Origin of the sequence: Paenibacillus faecalis, assembly GCF_900289175.1 — a bacterium.
In the GTDB taxonomy this organism is placed as follows: Bacteria; Bacillota; Bacilli; order Paenibacillales; family Paenibacillaceae; genus Paenibacillus_AQ; species Paenibacillus_AQ faecalis.
This window is the reverse complement of sequence record NZ_LT985747.1, coordinates 2,873,756-2,890,206: the sequence shown is the minus strand read 5'-3', so window position 1 is coordinate 2,890,206 and position 16,451 is coordinate 2,873,756. Positions and strand designations below refer to the sequence as shown.

At 47.7% G+C, this 16,451-nt stretch carries 14 protein-coding genes; 13 read left to right on the top strand and 1 reads right to left on the bottom strand.

All coding sequences use genetic code 11. The annotated features are described in order from the left end of the window. The first annotated feature begins 142 nt into the window (after positions 1-142). The 4 genes from C8268_RS13735 (at position 143) to C8268_RS13720 (ending at position 2,560) form a co-directional block, all read left to right on the top strand. The gene (locus C8268_RS13735) at positions 143-580 is read left to right on the top strand and encodes a YlbF/YmcA family competence regulator (protein ID WP_106768196.1); all 438 of its coding nucleotides are present in this window, start codon (positions 143-145) and stop codon (positions 578-580) included. A 47-nt stretch (positions 581-627) separates the two neighbouring features. Further along, positions 628-891, top strand: coding sequence for a YlbG family protein (locus tag C8268_RS13730; RefSeq protein ID WP_106768195.1), 264 nt, complete (start codon positions 628-630; stop codon positions 889-891). Positions 892-1,140: 249 nt separating this feature from the next. Further along, complete coding sequence (locus C8268_RS13725; RefSeq protein WP_106768194.1) at positions 1,141-1,578, top strand: hypothetical protein; 438 nt, start codon at positions 1,141-1,143, stop codon at positions 1,576-1,578. 88 nt (positions 1,579-1,666) lie between these two features. Then, positions 1,667-2,560, top strand: a complete 894-nt coding sequence (locus C8268_RS13720; RefSeq protein WP_234032800.1) for a PHP domain-containing protein — start codon at positions 1,667-1,669, stop codon at positions 2,558-2,560. Between the two features lie 161 nt (positions 2,561-2,721). On the opposite strand, the gene C8268_RS13715 is transcribed toward C8268_RS13720, so the two are convergent. Next, positions 2,722-4,482, bottom strand: a complete 1,761-nt coding sequence (locus C8268_RS13715; protein ID WP_106768193.1) for an Rqc2 family fibronectin-binding protein — start codon at positions 4,480-4,482, stop codon at positions 2,722-2,724. 182 nt (positions 4,483-4,664) lie between these two features. Here C8268_RS13715 and C8268_RS13710 point away from each other — a divergent pair, with 182 nt between their 5' ends. The 9 genes from C8268_RS13710 (at position 4,665) to priA (ending at position 16,425) form a co-directional block, all read left to right on the top strand. Continuing rightward, positions 4,665-7,454 (top strand): calcium-translocating P-type ATPase, SERCA-type, encoded by a 2,790-nt coding sequence (locus tag C8268_RS13710; protein ID WP_106768192.1) that lies wholly within the window; start codon positions 4,665-4,667, stop codon positions 7,452-7,454. A gap of 75 nt (positions 7,455-7,529) precedes the next feature. Then, positions 7,530-8,408 carry a diaminopimelate epimerase gene (gene dapF, locus C8268_RS13705; RefSeq protein ID WP_106768191.1) on the top strand — a complete coding sequence of 293 codons (879 nt, stop codon included), beginning with the start codon at positions 7,530-7,532 and terminating at the stop codon, positions 8,406-8,408. Between the two features lie 91 nt (positions 8,409-8,499). Continuing rightward, the gene (locus C8268_RS13700) at positions 8,500-10,380 is read left to right on the top strand and encodes a bifunctional homocysteine S-methyltransferase/methylenetetrahydrofolate reductase (RefSeq protein ID WP_106768190.1); all 1,881 of its coding nucleotides are present in this window, start codon (positions 8,500-8,502) and stop codon (positions 10,378-10,380) included. Between the two features lie 38 nt (positions 10,381-10,418). Next, complete coding sequence (locus C8268_RS13695; RefSeq protein ID WP_106768189.1) at positions 10,419-11,303, top strand: YicC/YloC family endoribonuclease; 885 nt, start codon at positions 10,419-10,421, stop codon at positions 11,301-11,303. 52 nt (positions 11,304-11,355) lie between these two features. After that, entirely contained in the window at positions 11,356-11,616 is a 261-nt protein-coding gene (gene remA / locus C8268_RS13690) for an extracellular matrix/biofilm regulator RemA (protein WP_006209218.1), read from the top strand. 14 nt (positions 11,617-11,630) lie between these two features. Then, complete coding sequence (gmk, locus tag C8268_RS13685) at positions 11,631-12,215, top strand: guanylate kinase (RefSeq protein ID WP_106768188.1); 585 nt, start codon at positions 11,631-11,633, stop codon at positions 12,213-12,215. A 71-nt stretch (positions 12,216-12,286) separates the two neighbouring features. Next, on the top strand, positions 12,287-12,487 hold the full coding sequence (gene rpoZ, locus C8268_RS13680) for a DNA-directed RNA polymerase subunit omega (RefSeq protein ID WP_106768187.1): 201 nt from the start codon (positions 12,287-12,289) through the stop codon (positions 12,485-12,487). A 165-nt stretch (positions 12,488-12,652) separates the two neighbouring features. Next, positions 12,653-13,897 (top strand): bifunctional phosphopantothenoylcysteine decarboxylase/phosphopantothenate--cysteine ligase CoaBC, encoded by a 1,245-nt coding sequence (coaBC, locus tag C8268_RS13675; RefSeq protein WP_106768186.1) that lies wholly within the window; start codon positions 12,653-12,655, stop codon positions 13,895-13,897. Next, positions 13,897-16,425, top strand: a complete 2,529-nt coding sequence (gene priA, locus C8268_RS13670) for a primosomal protein N' (protein WP_106768185.1) — start codon at positions 13,897-13,899, stop codon at positions 16,423-16,425. The genes coaBC and priA overlap by 1 nt, the downstream gene beginning before the upstream one ends. The last annotated feature ends 26 nt before the right edge of the window (positions 16,426-16,451 follow it).

The window sequence follows — 16,451 nt, the reverse complement described above, 5'->3', positions numbered from 1 at the left end:
CAGCTTCGTCTGACAGACTGCATGATAGGATTAGGCAGGGCCTTTAACTGCAGTTTACCTCTTCTTAAGCAGCTTTTGTTATGCTATGATAAAGGAGTCCACGTTTGGAGTGGGCTAAATTAAATAGGAGCGGGGTAAGATTATGAGCGTATCGGAATTGAATACGATTGATATGGCCGAGGTGCTCACCTACGCCTATGAATTGGGCGATATGATCAATGCATCTGCTGAAGTGGCAGATTATTTATACTGGAAGCAGGCGGTCGATAACGATCCAGAAATCCAGGCACTGGTTCGCAAGCTTGAGGCCAAAAAGGAATTGTTTGAAGAAACACAGCGTTTCGGTCATTTCCACCCTAATTATCACTCGGCTAAAGATGAGGTGTCGGCAGTAGAGGCTGAATTGGAACAATTTGAGGCCGTGGTGCGATTCAAAGCAGCTGAGAAGAAACTGGATGATCTACTCTTTAAAATGTCCGAGAAAATCGCATTTTCGGTATCGGATACGATTAAAGTTCCAAATAACAATCCCCTGCCTACAAGAGGCTGTGCAAGCGGCGGAGGCTGCAAGTGCGGCTGATTCGAAAGTTTAAAAACAGATAGAGACGAAAGAGAGGCGAGACCAGGATGTTGGCGGAACGAACCGGTTATATTATTTGGGTAAGTGATGTAAAAGCAGCGAGAAATCTTGAGAAATATGGCAGTGTGCACTATATTTCACGTCGTATGCAGTATGTTGTCATGTACGTTAACGCTGACCGTGCTGACGAGACGGTTAAAAATATTCGCAGACTTCCCTACGTCCGAAAAATCGAGCGCTCGTACCGAAACGAGATCAAGACGGAATATAGCAGCAAAGGACCTGATAAGACTCAATTTTTTGGACTATGAGAGTACCGGCTTCACACCCGGGTCTTGCTGATTTATGGAATACGAATGATACGAGCGGCCGCAAGGCCGCTTTTTTTATATGTGCAGGATAATGAGGTCTTTTCTGAGAATCTTATGAAAAACAGTGTAATTTTCAAGAACTATTCACAAAGAAAAAAGTTTCTGACTTGTGAATAATTAAGGAATGATGTAATATGTTGGGTATATATACATAGACATAAAGACCCATTTGGTGGAGAGTGATAATCCATGCGCGATAAAGGGACAGAGCGGTGGAGCACCTACGAACCGTTTTACATTACGTTAAATGACAAAAAAATAGCAGATATCGTCATAACCAATCATGCCAAGAATCGGTACGCGGATCGGGTGAAACATCACGATACACCTCATGAGGAAATTGGAGCCTGGATGTGGGAATGTCTAAAACAAAACCGCATTGTACCTTATTACAAAAACGAGCAGGATGTATATCTTATTGACGATGATCTCGTTGTCGTGGCAGAATTTTCAGAGCTTGAGCACGAACGCGATTTGATCGGGAATCCACTGCATCGTATGATTATTGTTACTTTTTTAGGACGGATGTCTGAGACGATTGAACTTAGGGATTTAAAGTCTTATTATTCCTGGTTGCGTCATTCACGGCGTATGACCTTAATCAAAAATAGCCGTAAGCGGAAATAGAGTATGCGTGCAGCAAGCACGGATGCTCTTTTTTGTATCAATTACGTTTGTCAGATACAATAAAAAATAAACGAGAGGGAGTTGGAAAATGGAATCGGGTCAACAATTACCATCCATGGTTAACATCCGCAAAGGATGCGACCTTCATACTCATACCCTGGCGTCAGACGGGATGAATGAACCTTCCGAGAACGTGCGTATTGCATATGAAAAAGGTCTACACGCTATTGCTATAACAGATCATGATACGGTTTCTGGTGTCCCAGAGGCACTTGAAGCGGGACAGCGCTACGGAATAACGGTTATCCCTGGTGTTGAGATCAGCACGATGGCAGGAGGCAAGGATATTCATATTCTCGGATATTACGTCAATACGGAGGATCAGGATTTTCTGAACCGCTTGTCCAATTTGCGCAATACGAGGAATGAACGGAATGAGAAAATCATTCGTAATTTGCAAAACTTAGGGATTCAAATAACGATGGAGGAAGTTGTATCAGGTTTGGGTCGGGACTTAAAGCCTGATGAAAGCGTTGGACGGCCTCATATAGCAGATGCGCTCGTACGAAAAGGGGTCGCCACAGACATGCGTGACGCGTTTGACCGTTATTTGGCACAGGGCGGGCTTGCTTATGCTGCTCAGCCTCGAATCTCTCCGCAGCAGGCGTGCTCATGGATCAGAGAGGCTGGGGGGACGCCCGTATTGGCACATCCGGGTATTTATGATGATGACGAACTGGTAAGGAATATTATTAAAGAGGCGTCTTTGGCGGGAATTGAAGTGTTCCACTCGGACCATGGGTCAGAAGAAGAAAATCGTTATCAGAAGTTGGCTGATGAATTTGGTCTGATCGCAACGGCAGGTTCCGATTATCACGGCGAGCGGCAGGGTGTTATATTTCATGGGGATATCGGCAATCGCTCGGTGCCTGAGGATGTACTGGAGCAGTTAAAGGCTGCGCGGGGGAGGATTGGCAGTTAATCATCGATGAAATATCGTGGGAAGCGGTCGTTTGTATGAAAGATGGGCAATCTGACGGGGCATTCGTCAGATTGCCCTTTTTTAATTAACTATGAGAGATGTTTGTACTCAGACGCAAGAAATCGTACACGCAGCTTCTTCGCAATATAAAGTGTCATTCCTTAATTTCTCTGGTTCTTGATCACGTTTGGCAGGCTCTTGATGTGCTCCTCATCCGGGGTCACAAACAGCGTCTTCTGGTGATCATAAATGACGAAACCGGGTTTTGCACCGTTAGGTTTTCGTACATGACGGATCAATGTGTAGTCAACAGGCACGCTGCTTGATTGTTTGGCCTGACTGTAATAGGCAGCCAGTTGGGCAGCCTCTTGTAGTGTCTCTTCCCCAAAATTGTCGCTGCGGATTACAACGTGTGAACCCGGGATATCCTTGGTATGAAGCCAGGTATCATTCGGTGAGGCCAACCGGTTTGTAATGTATTCATTTTGCAGGTTGTTTTTTCCAACATACATCTCGATACCTTCCGATGATGTATACATATGCAATGTTGGCTTATCGTTTTTTTTCTTTTTCCGGTTTTTACGGCCTCGATCACGCAAGTATCCTTGCTGGATCAGCTCATCTCGGATTTCATCGATATCATTTAATGTCGCATGAGCCAGCTGCTGCAGCAGATTATCCATATAGCTGATCTCTTCACGTGTCTTGGCGAGCTGTTCATCAATGACTGCCAGACTGTTCTTGTATTTGTTGTATCTTTTGAAGTAGCGCTGTGCGTTATCGGATGGAGACAGCAGTGGATCAAGCGGGATCAAAATCATCTTTTGCTCTTCGTCATAATAATTAAGAAGCTCTGCCTGTTTATCACCCTTTTGAATGCTGTGCAGTGATGAGAACAATAATTCGCCGTAAATACGGTAACGATCAGCGTCTTTAGCTTCCTCCAAATCCTTGTGCAGCTTATCGAGCTTTTTAATATTTTTGGAACGTTCATTTTGAAGAAACCGCAGCAAATCGCCTACCTTTTGCTTTACGGCATCCCGGTGAGCTTTGTCGCTGTAAAAATCTTCAAGGCACTTGCTGACGGAATCATAATGCTTCGTCTGCCCCGTAAGCATGGTCAGCGGAATGACGGAAAAAACCATCTTCCCCTTGTTGTTTATTCCACTCATCGGCGTGTAGTGGTGGTTGGCAGCATCTTTCATCACTTCGGAAAAAGCTTGCCATAACCCTCCGCAGTCCTTTTCATTCCCCGAATCTTCTTCGCCAGCTGAATAGCCAGCCCGATGGACGATTTCTTGCGCTGCCAGAGGACTTACCCCGCTAAAAGAATTTACTAGCCACGGGGCAGGTTCATCGGAACTGAGAAGGCAGGACTCTCGGAATTGCTCCTGCCCGATTTCCAGCGGGTTCAGCTTGTTTTGCTGCGGTGGCTCTGTGTAAGCGACCCCCGGCATGATCACCCGGTAGCTGCTGATTGCAGGTGTGACGTGATGGATTCCGTCGAGTATCGTTCCGGCGGAATGATCTAGCAAAATGATGTTGCTGTGACGACCCATTAGCTCAATGATAATCGTTTTGGAGGAAACATCTCCAAGCTCATCCCTTTGCCGGACACGGATATGAATGATCCGCTCCATATCGACCTGCTGAATATCCTCGATGATTCCGTTCTCACAATGCTTGCGCATCAGCATGCAGAACATCGGGGCTTCGGGAGGATTAAGAAAGATTTCATTCGTCAGGTGAACCCGGGGATATGTCGGATTTGCGGAAAGCAAAATCTTGGCGTTTCCACTTTGTGTCCGGATGTGAAGTACGATATCCCGTTCGTTCGGTTGATATATTTTATTGATCCGGGCGCCTTTGCACGCTTGAAGCTCATGCACGATCGCCCGTGTTACGATACCGTCCAATGCCATGTTCATTCTCCTATCTGTTGCGTTACCCTTCTCGCATTCTTTTTCTATGATGCCATATTTCGAGCAAAAACTTAATAGTTTGGCTGTGATATTTATGGACCTGTCCGAATACATTTACGTTGAGAGGTGGAAAAGCTGTCAGTCCGCCGGAACTGGATAAACAACCGGGAGGGAAAGGAAGCATGGAACAAAAGCTATGGCACCAGATGAATATCGCTGAACTGCAGCAAGCGATGCGGGTAAATCCGCAGCAGGGCCTCACGGAAGAGGAAGCAGGGGAAAGACGGAAAACCAGCGGGTTGAACGAATTGTCTGAGGGTAAAAAAATATCTCCATTCACTCTATTGTTGAACCAATTCAAGGATTTTATGGTGCTGGTGCTCCTTGGTGCCACGTTGGTATCCGGTTTACTTGGTGAATATTTGGATGCCGTGACCATCATCGCCATCATTTTAATTAACGGCTTGCTCGGTTTTGTACAGGAGTTTCGTGCTGAACGTTCACTCCGGGCATTAAAGCAGTTGTCAGCACCCACTTCCAAGGTGCTGCGTGATGGCAAAGTTATTCATATCGCTGCCAAATTACTTGTGCCGGGAGATATCATTTTGGCAGAAAGCGGGGATCGGATTCCAGCGGATGTACGCTGGGTAGAGACAAGCAGCTGCAGTGTGGAAGAGTCTGCGCTTACCGGTGAATCGATGCCGGTGAACAAACATGCAGAGCCTATTTCAGAGCATGATGTCCCGCTTGGAGATCTCAAGAACATCGGGTATATGGGCACGATGATTACCCGCGGAACGGCGAAGGGGATCGTTATTCGGACTGGAATGGACACCGAGATGGGGAAAATTGCCGATCTGATCCAAAATACCGAATCCCAGGAAACTCCGTTGCAGCATCGTTTGGAACAGCTTGGAAAAATTTTGATCGGTGTAGCACTCGCGCTCACGATTCTCGTTGTCGTCGCAGGAATATTGCATGGCCAGCCGGCAACCGCTATGTTCCTTGCAGGAGTCAGCCTTGCGGTTGCTGCAATTCCTGAGGGACTTCCGGCTATCGTGACCATAGCCCTCGCGCTAGGAGTACAGCGCATGATTAAGAGGAAGGCGATCGTAAGAAAGCTGCCGTCGGTTGAAACGCTGGGGTGCGCCTCTATTATCTGCTCGGACAAAACCGGTACACTGACGCAAAACAAAATGACAGTTACCCGTGTATGGATCGGCGGACGGACGCTGGAGGTGACGGGACAAGGATATGATCCATCCGGTCAAATTTTGAAGGACGGAAAACCGGTTGAGCTTCGGACGGATCAATCTTTACGCAGGCTTTTACAAATTGGCGGTCTTTGCAACAATGCCGAGGTGTATGAGACCACGACCGATGAATCAAGGTCCAAGCGAAAGGGCAAGGAAGCTTCTCAAACGCTCAGCTGGGAGCTCAAGGGCGATCCGACAGAGGGGGCATTGTTAACACTTTCTGCAAAAATGGGGCTTAGCCAGAGCACGTTATCTGCTTCGTATCAGCGGGATAAGGAATTTCCATTTGATTCCGAGCGCAAGTTGATGTCTGTCATTGTCAGTCACCAGGGCGGCCGTCTTTTGTGCACCAAAGGGGCCCCAGATGTGCTGCTTCATGCATGCAGTTATATTTTATGGGATGGCAATGTCGTGCCTTTAACCGGAACGCTTCGGGAAAAGGTGCTGGCGGCTAACGAGGCTATGGCTTCGTCCGCATTGCGGGTACTCGGCATGGCATATCGGGAGCTTCGTCCTCACGAAAAGCCGGAAACCGAACGGGAGGCTGAATCCCAGCTTATTTTCACAGGACTTGCCGGGATGATTGATCCTCCGCGAACGGAAGTGCGCGAAGCGATTGCAACATGCCGCCGGGCCGGGATCAAAACGGTTATGATTACCGGAGATCATCGCACTACTGCAGAGGCGATCGCAAATCAGCTCGGTATCATGCCGCACAATGGACTTTCGATGACCGGACAGGAGCTGTCCCGCCTGGATGATAAAGAGCTGGATGCAAAAGTCGAACAGACCTATGTTTACGCCCGCGTCTCGCCTGAGCACAAGCTCAGAATCGTCAAGTCGCTTCAGCGCAGAGGTCATGTGGTAGCAATGACCGGGGACGGTGTCAACGATGCGCCTGCGATCAAGGCGTCAGATATCGGGATCGCGATGGGGATTACAGGTACGGATGTTACGAAAGAAGCTTCGTCGCTTGTACTGAGCGATGATAATTTCTCAACGATCGTAGCCGCTATCGAAGAAGGTCGCAGTATTTACGAAAATATCCGTAAGTTTATCAGATACCTTCTCGCTTCCAATGTTGGTGAAATTTTAACCATGTTTTTCGCGATGATGATGGGCTTGCCGTTGCCGCTGGCACCGATTCAGATTTTATGGGTCAATCTGGTTACCGACGGGCTTCCTGCCATGGCACTGGGCGTTGATCAGCCGGAGAAAGATTTGATGGAGCATAAGCCGCGCGGAGCCAAGGAAAACATATTTGCCAGACGCCTTGGATGGAAAATTATTAGCCGCGGTGTGCTGATTGGACTATGCACACTTGCCGCCTTCTGGATTACACTTCGGGCGGCACCGGATCAGGCTGGCCAGCTGGCCAAGGCGCAGACCGTTGCATTTGCCACCTTGGTTATGGCGCAGTTGATCCACGTGTTCGATTGCCGTAGCTCACGCTCTATTTTTCACCGGAATCCACTTCAGAACAAATATTTGGTGTTAGCTGTGCTGTCATCTGTACTGCTTATGCTGGGAGTGATCTACATCGAAGCGATGCAGCCGATCTTTAAGACGGTTCCGCTGGGGCTTAGAGAATGGGCAATTACCCTTGTCGCAGCAGGCATTCCGACATTTTTAATGGGTGCAGGCAGCATATGGGGCGGAAATAGACATCGTAAACGCCGCAACATCATGACTAATAGTGCAAACCTTTCAGCATAAAATAAATATGAAAACCCATCTTTCTGCGGTATGCTGATGTTCATTAAAAACGCTGCAGAGGAGATGGGTTTTCTTATGATATTTACGAAGATGCACGGTCTTGGTAACGATTTTATCGTCGTGTTTGGTGAGAGGGAAATGCCAAACAATGCTTCAGAGCTAGCTGTAAATTGGTGCAATCGATACTTCGGTATCGGGGCGGATGGACTTGTATTTATTCTGTCGTCTGACAAGGCCGATTTCAGGATGCGAATAATGAACCCGGACGGTTCGGAAGCGGAACAATGTGGAAATGCCATCCGCTGCGTCGCTAAATACGTCTATGAGCGTGGATATATCAATAGCCTTGAGCTCACGGTTGAAACGCTTGGAGCAGGCGTACAGAAGCTTCAACTTCATGCAGACGGAAATCGGGTTCGAAGCGTAACGGTTAATATGGGAGAGCCTGTGCTTGAAGGTTTAAAAGTACCCACTATGCTGGATCTCAATCCGATAATCAATCATTTGATTGAGGTGGACGGTTGTCAATTCAGCTTTACAGCTGTATCGATGGGGAATCCTCACTGTGTGATTTTTGTGGATGATGCTGTTCATTTTGATTTGTCGACATGGGGACCGAAGCTGGAGGCTCACTCGCTGTTTCCAAACAAAACGAATGTTGAATTTGCTACTGTAAGGGCGCGGGATTGCATAGATATGCGTGTATGGGAGCGGGGAGCCGGGCCTACGCTGGCTTGCGGGACAGGTGCATGTGCGACTTTAATAGCGGCGGTGCTGAATGGGAGTGCTGACCGGGCTGCGACGCTCTCGCTTAAAGGTGGCGACCTGTTCATCGAATGGGATTCAAGTGATAATCATGTTTACATGACAGGTCCAGCTGAGATCGTTTACGAAGGAGAGATTCCAAATGAAAATATAATTTGTTTCTCTCGAAGAAACGCTTTTCATCCTTGAAAAGGAAATGAGGAGCGTTTTTCTTTTCTTTATCTTTGGGAAGTTTTTATGTTACATTAATTAGAAACTATATTTAGGCAGGGGGAGAACGATGAGACCGGATTTACGGAAAGCATGGGATAATAAAGTGCTAATCGGAGACGGAGCCATGGGTACTTTTTTATATCAAAAAGGGTTCCCGGTAGGGATATCTTATGAAGAGTTAAATCTGACCTCCCCGGAAGTTATAGGAGATGTACATCGCCAGTATATCGAAGCTGGCGCTCAAGTACTTGAGAGTAACACGTTCTCCGCAAACTACGACAAGCTTTCAAAATATGGTCTTGAATCGAGAGTAGAGGAGATTAACCGGGCGGGGGTTCGGATTGCCCGTGAAGCGGCCGGCAAGGATGGATACGTTGTCGGGGCCATTGGCTCCATCCGTGGAGGAAAGCGGAACAATATATCCTTGGATGAACTGAAGAGACACTTTGAACAGCAGATTCATTCCATTCTGTCTGAAGGTGTGGACGGTATTTTACTGGAAACCTTCTATGACGTGGAGGAAATGCTCCTGGCGTTGTCCCGGGTGCGGAAGGAAAGCGATCTGCCCATCATTGCCCAGTTTTCTGTCGAAGATATTGCTAGAACGCTTGATGGATACACGATGACTGAGGCGTTTCGCATTGTTTCTCAGGAAGGGGCCGATGTGTTCGGTTTCAACTGTCGGACTGGACCAAATGGAATGCTGCGTGCTTTGGAGACGCTTGATGGAGTAAAGACACTTTCGGCGTCGGTGTTTCCCAATGCAGGAATAGCTGATTACGTAGATGGTGAATACCTTTATGGAGCCAGTCCTGAATATTTCGGAAAAATGGCGTTGCAGTTTGCTGATTTGGGAGCCAGGATCATCGGGGGATGCTGCGGAACAACGCCTGCGCACATTGCAGAGATTGCTTCTGCTTTGGAACACTATGTACCGCTGCCGCTGCCGAAACTTTCTGTAGAGGATTATGAACGAGAAAGTGTTATTCTTCATGAACCGTTACAGTATGAGCAGGGGAGACAGCGCGGCGGTGAACCTTCGATTGTGGATTGTGTAAAAGAGCGTCACACCGTCATCGTTGAGCTGGACCCGCCTCGCGATCTGGATATTACAAAATTTATGAAGGGTGCCGAAGCTTTAAAAAGAGCCGGTGCAGATGCGTTGACGTTGGCTGACAACTCGCTGGCTGTTACCCGGATGAGCAACATGGCGCTAGGTCATCTTGTCCAGAGCCGCACGGGTCTTCGGCCTTTAATTCACATTGCTTGCCGTGATCGTAATCTGATTGGGACGCAGTCTCATATGATGGGCTTCGATGCGCTAGGTATTGATCATGTGCTGGCTGTTACAGGGGACCCTGCCCGGTTTGGAGATTTGCCGGGTTCCAGTTCTGTTTACGATCTGACTTCCTTTGAGATCATTCGAATGATCAAGCAGTTGAATGAGGGGATAGCTTTTTCGGGGAAGCCCTTGAAGCAGAAGGCGAAGTTTGTTGTGGGTGCTGCGTTTAATCCGAATGTAAGGAATCTTGATAAAGCGGTTCAGCGCCTGGAGAAAAAAATAGCCTGCGGTGCTGATTACGTAATGACTCAGCCGGTGTATGATCCGGAACTGGTCGTGAAGCTCAAGGAAGCGACCAAGCATCTGGACATTCCTATTTTTATCGGAATCATGCCTTTGGCAAGCGGAAGGAATGCGGAGTATCTTCATAACGAGGTGCCTGGAATTCAACTGTCCGATGAAGTAAGGGGGCGAATGGCTGATCTTGAAGGTGAAGCCGGCAGGGCTATGGGTGTGAAGATTGGGGAAGAATTATTGGAAGTGGCGGTAAAGCATTTTAATGGCATATATCTGATGACTCCGTTTATGTTTTATGAAATGACGGCACAGTTGACGGAGTATGTATGGAAGTTGTCTGGCCGCAGCTTGTCCCCCTTGTTTCATTAATCGTTATCAATTACAATAGTATAATGGATGTGATTCCGATGTCATTAAGTATGACCGGATTTGGTCAATCCGCCATCAAATTTGAGGGTTATACGGTCACTATTGAAGTAAAGTCAGTAAATCATCGGTATTGTGAAGTTTTATTTCGGATGCCGCGTGAATGGGCTTGCTTCGAAGATGCTTTAAGAAGGACTGTACAGTCACGCATCGGACGAGGGCGGATCGATGTTTACATGAATAGAGAAAGCGACGACGAGAACATCTCGCAAGACCTGAACCATGCTGTGGTGAAGTCTTATTTGAAAGCTGCGGATGAACTGCGTGCCTACGGTATCGAAGGCGACCTGACGATCCGTGACATTCTTTCACTGCCTGATGTTCTAGTCAGCCGAAGCGAGCAATCGGGCGAAGATAAGCGCCAGCAATGGAGTGAAATGCTATGCGCTGGACTTAACGATGCTTTGGATGGGCTGATTGAAATGCGTAGTAGGGAAGGAGCCCTTCTGGCCCAGGATATTGAGCATCGGATCGAGCGACTTCAGACTTTGCAGTCAGAGATGGTAAGTCTGGCTCCGACCGTCACAGCTGAATATCGAACTCGCCTGCGGCAGCGCTTGGAGGCTTTGAACGACGGCTCGTTGACTTTTGATGAACATATATTTGGAATGGAAGTCGCTTTGTTTGCTGAACGCTCCAATGTTGATGAAGAGCTGATTCGTCTGCAGAGTCATTTCAATCAATGCAGACAGCTTTTACATCAGAATGGGCCATCGGGTCGCAAGCTGGATTTTCTGATCCAGGAAATGAACAGGGAAGTCAATACGATTGGATCGAAAGCCAATCATCTGACTCTGGTAAACCGTGTTGTCGAAATGAAAGCGGAGCTGGAGAAGATTCGTGAACAAGCTGCAAATGTAGAATAAAGCAGGCTTATTCGGCAAATAGAGTCAAATGTATAGGGGGAACAACCGTAATATGGCAATTAAACTCATTAATATCGGCTTCGGGAATATCGTATCGGCCAACCGTATCATTTCTATCGTAAGCCCCGAATCAGCTCCAATTAAACGGATTATTCAAGAAGCAAGAGATCGTCATATGTTGATTGACGCTACATATGGCCGCCGGACTAGGGCCGTAATTATTACTGACAGCGATCACGTCATTTTGTCGGCTGTGCAGCCGGAGACGGTTGCTCATCGCTTGTCCAGCAAAGATGATGACAACGACGAATAAAGATGGGGAGTATTATGTCTACAAAAGGATTTTTAATTGTATTGTCCGGTCCGTCCGGAGTAGGTAAAGGAACGGTATGCACCGCACTGCGCAGTCGAGTTCCGGACCTGGTATACTCAGTTTCCGCAACAACACGCAAACCGCGTGCAGGTGAGGTTGACGGAGTTAACTATTTTTTCAAGGATCGCGAACAGTTTCTCTCCATGATTGAGAACGATGAGCTCTTGGAGTTTGCAGAGTATGTCGGCAACTATTACGGTACTCCGCGTGATTTTGTGGAAGAAACATTAGCAAGCGGCAAGGATATTATCCTGGAGATTGAAGTGCAGGGTGCGTTAAAAGTGAAGGAGAAATTCCCGGATGGGATCTTTATTTTCCTCACCCCACCGTCCATGGATGAGTTAAAGGACCGGATTGTAGGGCGCGGCACGGAAAATCAGGATACGATCGATCATCGGATGTCTGTGGCGGTTGATGAGATGGAATTGATTAGGCATTATGATTATGCTGTTGTCAATGACGAAATCAATCAAGCGTGCAAACGAATAGAATCGATTATTATTGCCGAACATTGTAAAATCGTGAAAAAAGGTCAGTAGCTTTTTTGTTGACGATGATTTGACGATGAAAGAGATCATTTAAGTAAATGAAAAAGAGGTGCTTTGAATCTATGCTATATCCTTCCATCGATGAGATGATGAATAAAGTGGACAGTAAATATTCACTCGTGGTTGCCGCTTCCCGTCGTGCACGTCAGCTGCGCGAGGGTGCACTCAGCGAGTTGAAAGAACCGAAATCCCATAAACATGTGGGTGTTGCCCTTGAGGAGATTTACGGAGATTATGTTCGCATTGAGCGGATCGGGGAGTAAACGTCCTGACATTTCAATAAAAGCCTTACAAAAATGTGACAACCGAAAGGTTGTTATTTTTTTGACGTCACTGCCCTTGGAAAAGGATGCGAAGGCGTTTCTTCTTGAAGCCAATACAGTTTTGCTTCATTGTAGTTTGAATACGAAAAAGTGGAGGGAGCAGTTATGTTAAACGGTAAAGTTATCGTGCTTGGGGTTACGGGAGGTATAGCCGCATATAAGGCCGCTGCACTGTGCAGTAAACTCACTCAGAGAGGCGCTGATGTACATGTGATTATGACGTCCTCGGCCAAGCAGTTTATTACTGAGCTAACGCTGCAGTCTCTTACGAAAAATCCGGTATACAGCGATACGTTTGATGAGCGCGACCCATCTGTTGTATCCCATATTCATCTTGCTGATCTGGCTGATCTGGTTTTGGTGGCTCCGGCTACGGCCAATATTATAGGGAAAATGGCAAACGGTCTTGCCGATGACATGCTTTCGACTACTCTTCTGGCAACGACGGCCCCTGTTATGGTGTGTCCAGCGATGAATGTGCATATGTATACACACCCCGCCGTTATAGCCAATATGGAGACACTTGCTTCCCGTGGCGTATCATTCATCGAACCGGGAGAGGGCTTGCTTGCCTGCGGCTATGTTGGTAAAGGCCGCATGGAAGAGCCGGAAAAAATCGTTGAAGTGGTTGAAACTTTTTTTGAGCAGAGGGAAACGGAGGATGCTCACTCTGGCAGTGACAAGGCAGCAGGCATATTGACAGGCAAAAAGGTTGTTGTAACGGCAGGTGGAACGATTGAACGCATTGATCCGGTCCGTTATATTACGAATGATTCGTCTGGAAAAATGGGCTTTGCGATTGCAAAAGCGGCAAAGGAAATGGGGGCCGATGTTCACTTGATCGCCGCTCATACCGATGCTGCTTCTCCGGAAGGGATCAAGATCGAGCATGTGGAATCCGCACAAGATATGTATGAAGCGGTGATGCGTGAGTTTGAGGATAGCGACTTGATTGTCAAAGCCGCTGCGGTTGCCGACTATCGTCCAGCGAAGGCAGCTCCATTAAAGCTGAAAAAGCAAGGGGAGACCATGACGCTTGAACTGGTTAAGACGACAGATATTTTGGAGACGCTCGGCCAAAACAAAAAGTCACAATTCCTGATCGGTTTTGCTGCTGAAACGAATTCGGTAGAACAGTATGCGACGGACAAGCTGCGTCGTAAAAACTGTGATTTGATCGTGGCAAATGACGTAACCCAGTCCGGTGCCGGGTTCGGAACGGATACGAACAGTGTGCATATTTACGATTCGGAAGGGCTTGTTCTTCATCTTCCGCTGCTGTCCAAGGAGGATATAGCCCGTCGTTTGCTTGTTTTGGCAGCTGAGCGGATGGCGAAGGGGGAAGCTTGATGGAAATGGCAAGGGTGATTGTGGACGTGCCGTCCAAGGACACGGACCGCCCTTTTGATTACCTGATTCCGGATCGTTTGCGGCCGTGGATTGAGGTGGGAAGCCGGGTCGGTGTTCCTTTCGGGCATCGGACACTGCAAGGTTTCGTCGTGTCTCTCCATCCGCGTCCTGAGATGGATTATGCCAAGATGAAGCCGATTCAGGAAGTTTTGGATTTCACGCCTCCGCTGTCACCATCGCTAATTAAGCTAAGCGAATGGATGAAAAACCGCTATGCGTGCCGTCAGATTTCAGCATTGCAATCGATGCTGCCAACAGCGCTTAAAGGAAAAGCGGAACGCTATATTACACTCGGAAATCCAGATGATCATAATGGCGGGCTGGAAGAGGGCCTGTTCGCAGTGTTTACTGAAAATGAAGCGGAGCAGGCCATTTTAGATTTTGTTAAACAGCGTGGAGAAGTGACGCTCAATCAGGTGAATCGGACTTTTCCAGATCAAGCAGCTCTGATCAAAGCCTTGTTGGAACGCGGGTTGCTGCGTGAGCACCAGCAGATTAAGGACAAACTTCGGAAGAAGACGATGAAGGCTGTTGAACTGGCGGTAGAGGCTGAAGAGTTGGAAGGGATACTGGCATCCTTTCCTGCGAATGCCCGGCGCCAGAAAGAAGTGCTCGAGTATATGCTTGAAATGCAATCATTTCTTCCTATTGCTATGAAAGAAGTGCTTTCTGCTCTCGGTGTGACTGCCGGAACTGTCAAAGCTCTTGCTGATAAAGGATATATCCGGATTGAGGAGATGGAAGTATTCCGGGACCCCTATAAGGGAAGGTATTTTAAGCCGAGTGAACCGCTTGCCCTGACACAGGAGCAGCAGCAGGTGTACAAACGGATTGTTCATGATCTTGAGGAACGAAGACACAATGTCTTTTTATTACATGGGGTCACCGGTAGTGGAAAGACGGAAATCTATCTTCAAAGTATCCAGCGTTGTCTCGAGCAGAAGCGTCAAGCGATTGTGCTTGTACCGGAGATTTCGCTTACACCCCAGATGGTGGAACGTTTTAAAAGCCGTTTTGGCGATTTGGTAGCGGTCATGCACAGCCGGCTTTCTGACGGTGAACGCTATGATGAATGGAGAAAGATTCATGAAGGCCGCGCGTCGGTGGTTGTGGGAGCACGTTCGGCTGTTTTTGCTCCTTTTGATCGCCTTGGCCTGATTATTATGGATGAAGAGCATGAGACTTCTTATAAACAGGAAGAAGCACCGAAGTATCATGCGAGAGATGTGGCGATTCGTCGAGCTTCCGAAATAGGGGCGGTCGTTATTTTAGGATCGGCTACTCCTTCACTTGAAAGTTATCATGCAGCCAGATCACAAGCGAATGATGATTTTGCGCCAGAGCTGCTTGAAATGTCGACCCGTGCACTCGGCAACAAGCTGCCGGAGGTTACGGTTGTTGATATGCGTGGGGAGTTGAAAGAAGGAAACCGCTCCATGTTCAGCCGGACTTTGCATGAAGCGATTGCGCTTCGGCTTGAACGCGGGGAGCAGATCGTTCTGCTGCTTAATCGCCGTGGCTACTCCACATTTGTAATGTGTCGCAGCTGCGGCTATGTAGCAGGATGCCCGGAATGTGACATTTCATTGACCTATCATCAGAAGTCAAACAATCTTCGTTGTCACTACTGTGGGTATGCCCAGCAAACGCCGGAAGTATGTCCAGACTGTGGAAGCGAGCATATTCGTTATTTCGGAACCGGAACACAGCGTGTTGAGGAGGAGCTTGCCAAGCTGTTTCCGGGTATTCGCGTCATCCGAATGGATGTGGATACAACGACGGAAAAGGGATCTCATGAGAAGTTGCTAAAGCAGTTCAGGGATAAAAAGGCAGATGTGCTGCTTGGTACGCAGATGGTAGCCAAAGGCCTTGATTTTCCGGATGTGACGCTAGTTGGTGTAATTACAGCGGATTCGGCGCTGAATCTGCCTGATTTCAGGGCGGCTGAAAAAACGTTTCAACTGCTAACCCAGGTTGCGGGTCGTGCAGGTCGTCATCAGCTGCCAGGTGAGGTTGTTATTCAGTCGTATACGCCTGAGCATTATTCCATTGTTCATGCGAGTGAACATGATTATCTTAACTTTGTTACGGAAGAGCTGAGACACCGAAAGGCGCTGCATTACCCTCCATATTGCAGGCTTATATTGGTAACAATATCCCATGAGCAGCTTCCGCTGCTTGTTCGGGTTGCCGAAAATTTTGCAGCAGATTTGAAAAGAAGGGCTGACCAAAGAGGGTGGTTCGGAAGCTTGGACCGTTTTGCTGCTGAAGCCCTGAATGTGCTGGGGCCTGTAGCGTCTCCTATTCCGAGACTGAAAAATAGATACAGATTCCAATGTATGATAAAATGGCGTGGGAGAATGGATGCCGTCTCACTTGTCCGACAAGTGGCTGAGGAGCTGCAGGATTCGGTGCGTGACGCCAAGTTGCAAATCAGCATTGACGTGGACCCGCAAATGTTAATGTAATAGTGCATATATTGAATGAAAAGCGT

Excerpts from the sequence above, each read along its gene's own strand:
- C8268_RS13735 (WP_106768196.1), top strand. The coding sequence starts at position 143 with ATGAGCGTATCGGAATTGAATACGATTGATATGGCCGAGGTGCTCACC.
- C8268_RS13730 (WP_106768195.1), top strand. The coding sequence starts at position 628 with ATGTTGGCGGAACGAACCGGTTATATTATTTGGGTAAGTGATGTAAAA.
- C8268_RS13725 (WP_106768194.1), top strand. The coding sequence starts at position 1,141 with ATGCGCGATAAAGGGACAGAGCGGTGGAGCACCTACGAACCGTTTTAC.
- C8268_RS13720 (WP_234032800.1), top strand. The coding sequence starts at position 1,667 with ATGGAATCGGGTCAACAATTACCATCCATGGTTAACATCCGCAAAGGA.
- C8268_RS13715 (WP_106768193.1), bottom strand. The coding sequence starts at position 4,482 with ATGGCATTGGACGGTATCGTAACACGGGCGATCGTGCATGAGCTTCAA.
- C8268_RS13710 (WP_106768192.1), top strand. The coding sequence starts at position 4,665 with ATGGAACAAAAGCTATGGCACCAGATGAATATCGCTGAACTGCAGCAA.
- dapF (WP_106768191.1), top strand. The coding sequence starts at position 7,530 with ATGATATTTACGAAGATGCACGGTCTTGGTAACGATTTTATCGTCGTG.
- C8268_RS13700 (WP_106768190.1), top strand. The coding sequence starts at position 8,500 with ATGAGACCGGATTTACGGAAAGCATGGGATAATAAAGTGCTAATCGGA.
- C8268_RS13695 (WP_106768189.1), top strand. The coding sequence starts at position 10,419 with ATGTCATTAAGTATGACCGGATTTGGTCAATCCGCCATCAAATTTGAG.
- remA (WP_006209218.1), top strand. The coding sequence starts at position 11,356 with ATGGCAATTAAACTCATTAATATCGGCTTCGGGAATATCGTATCGGCC.
- gmk (WP_106768188.1), top strand. The coding sequence starts at position 11,631 with ATGTCTACAAAAGGATTTTTAATTGTATTGTCCGGTCCGTCCGGAGTA.
- rpoZ (WP_106768187.1), top strand. The coding sequence starts at position 12,287 with ATGCTATATCCTTCCATCGATGAGATGATGAATAAAGTGGACAGTAAA.
- coaBC (WP_106768186.1), top strand. The coding sequence starts at position 12,653 with ATGTTAAACGGTAAAGTTATCGTGCTTGGGGTTACGGGAGGTATAGCC.
- priA (WP_106768185.1), top strand. The coding sequence starts at position 13,897 with ATGGAAATGGCAAGGGTGATTGTGGACGTGCCGTCCAAGGACACGGAC.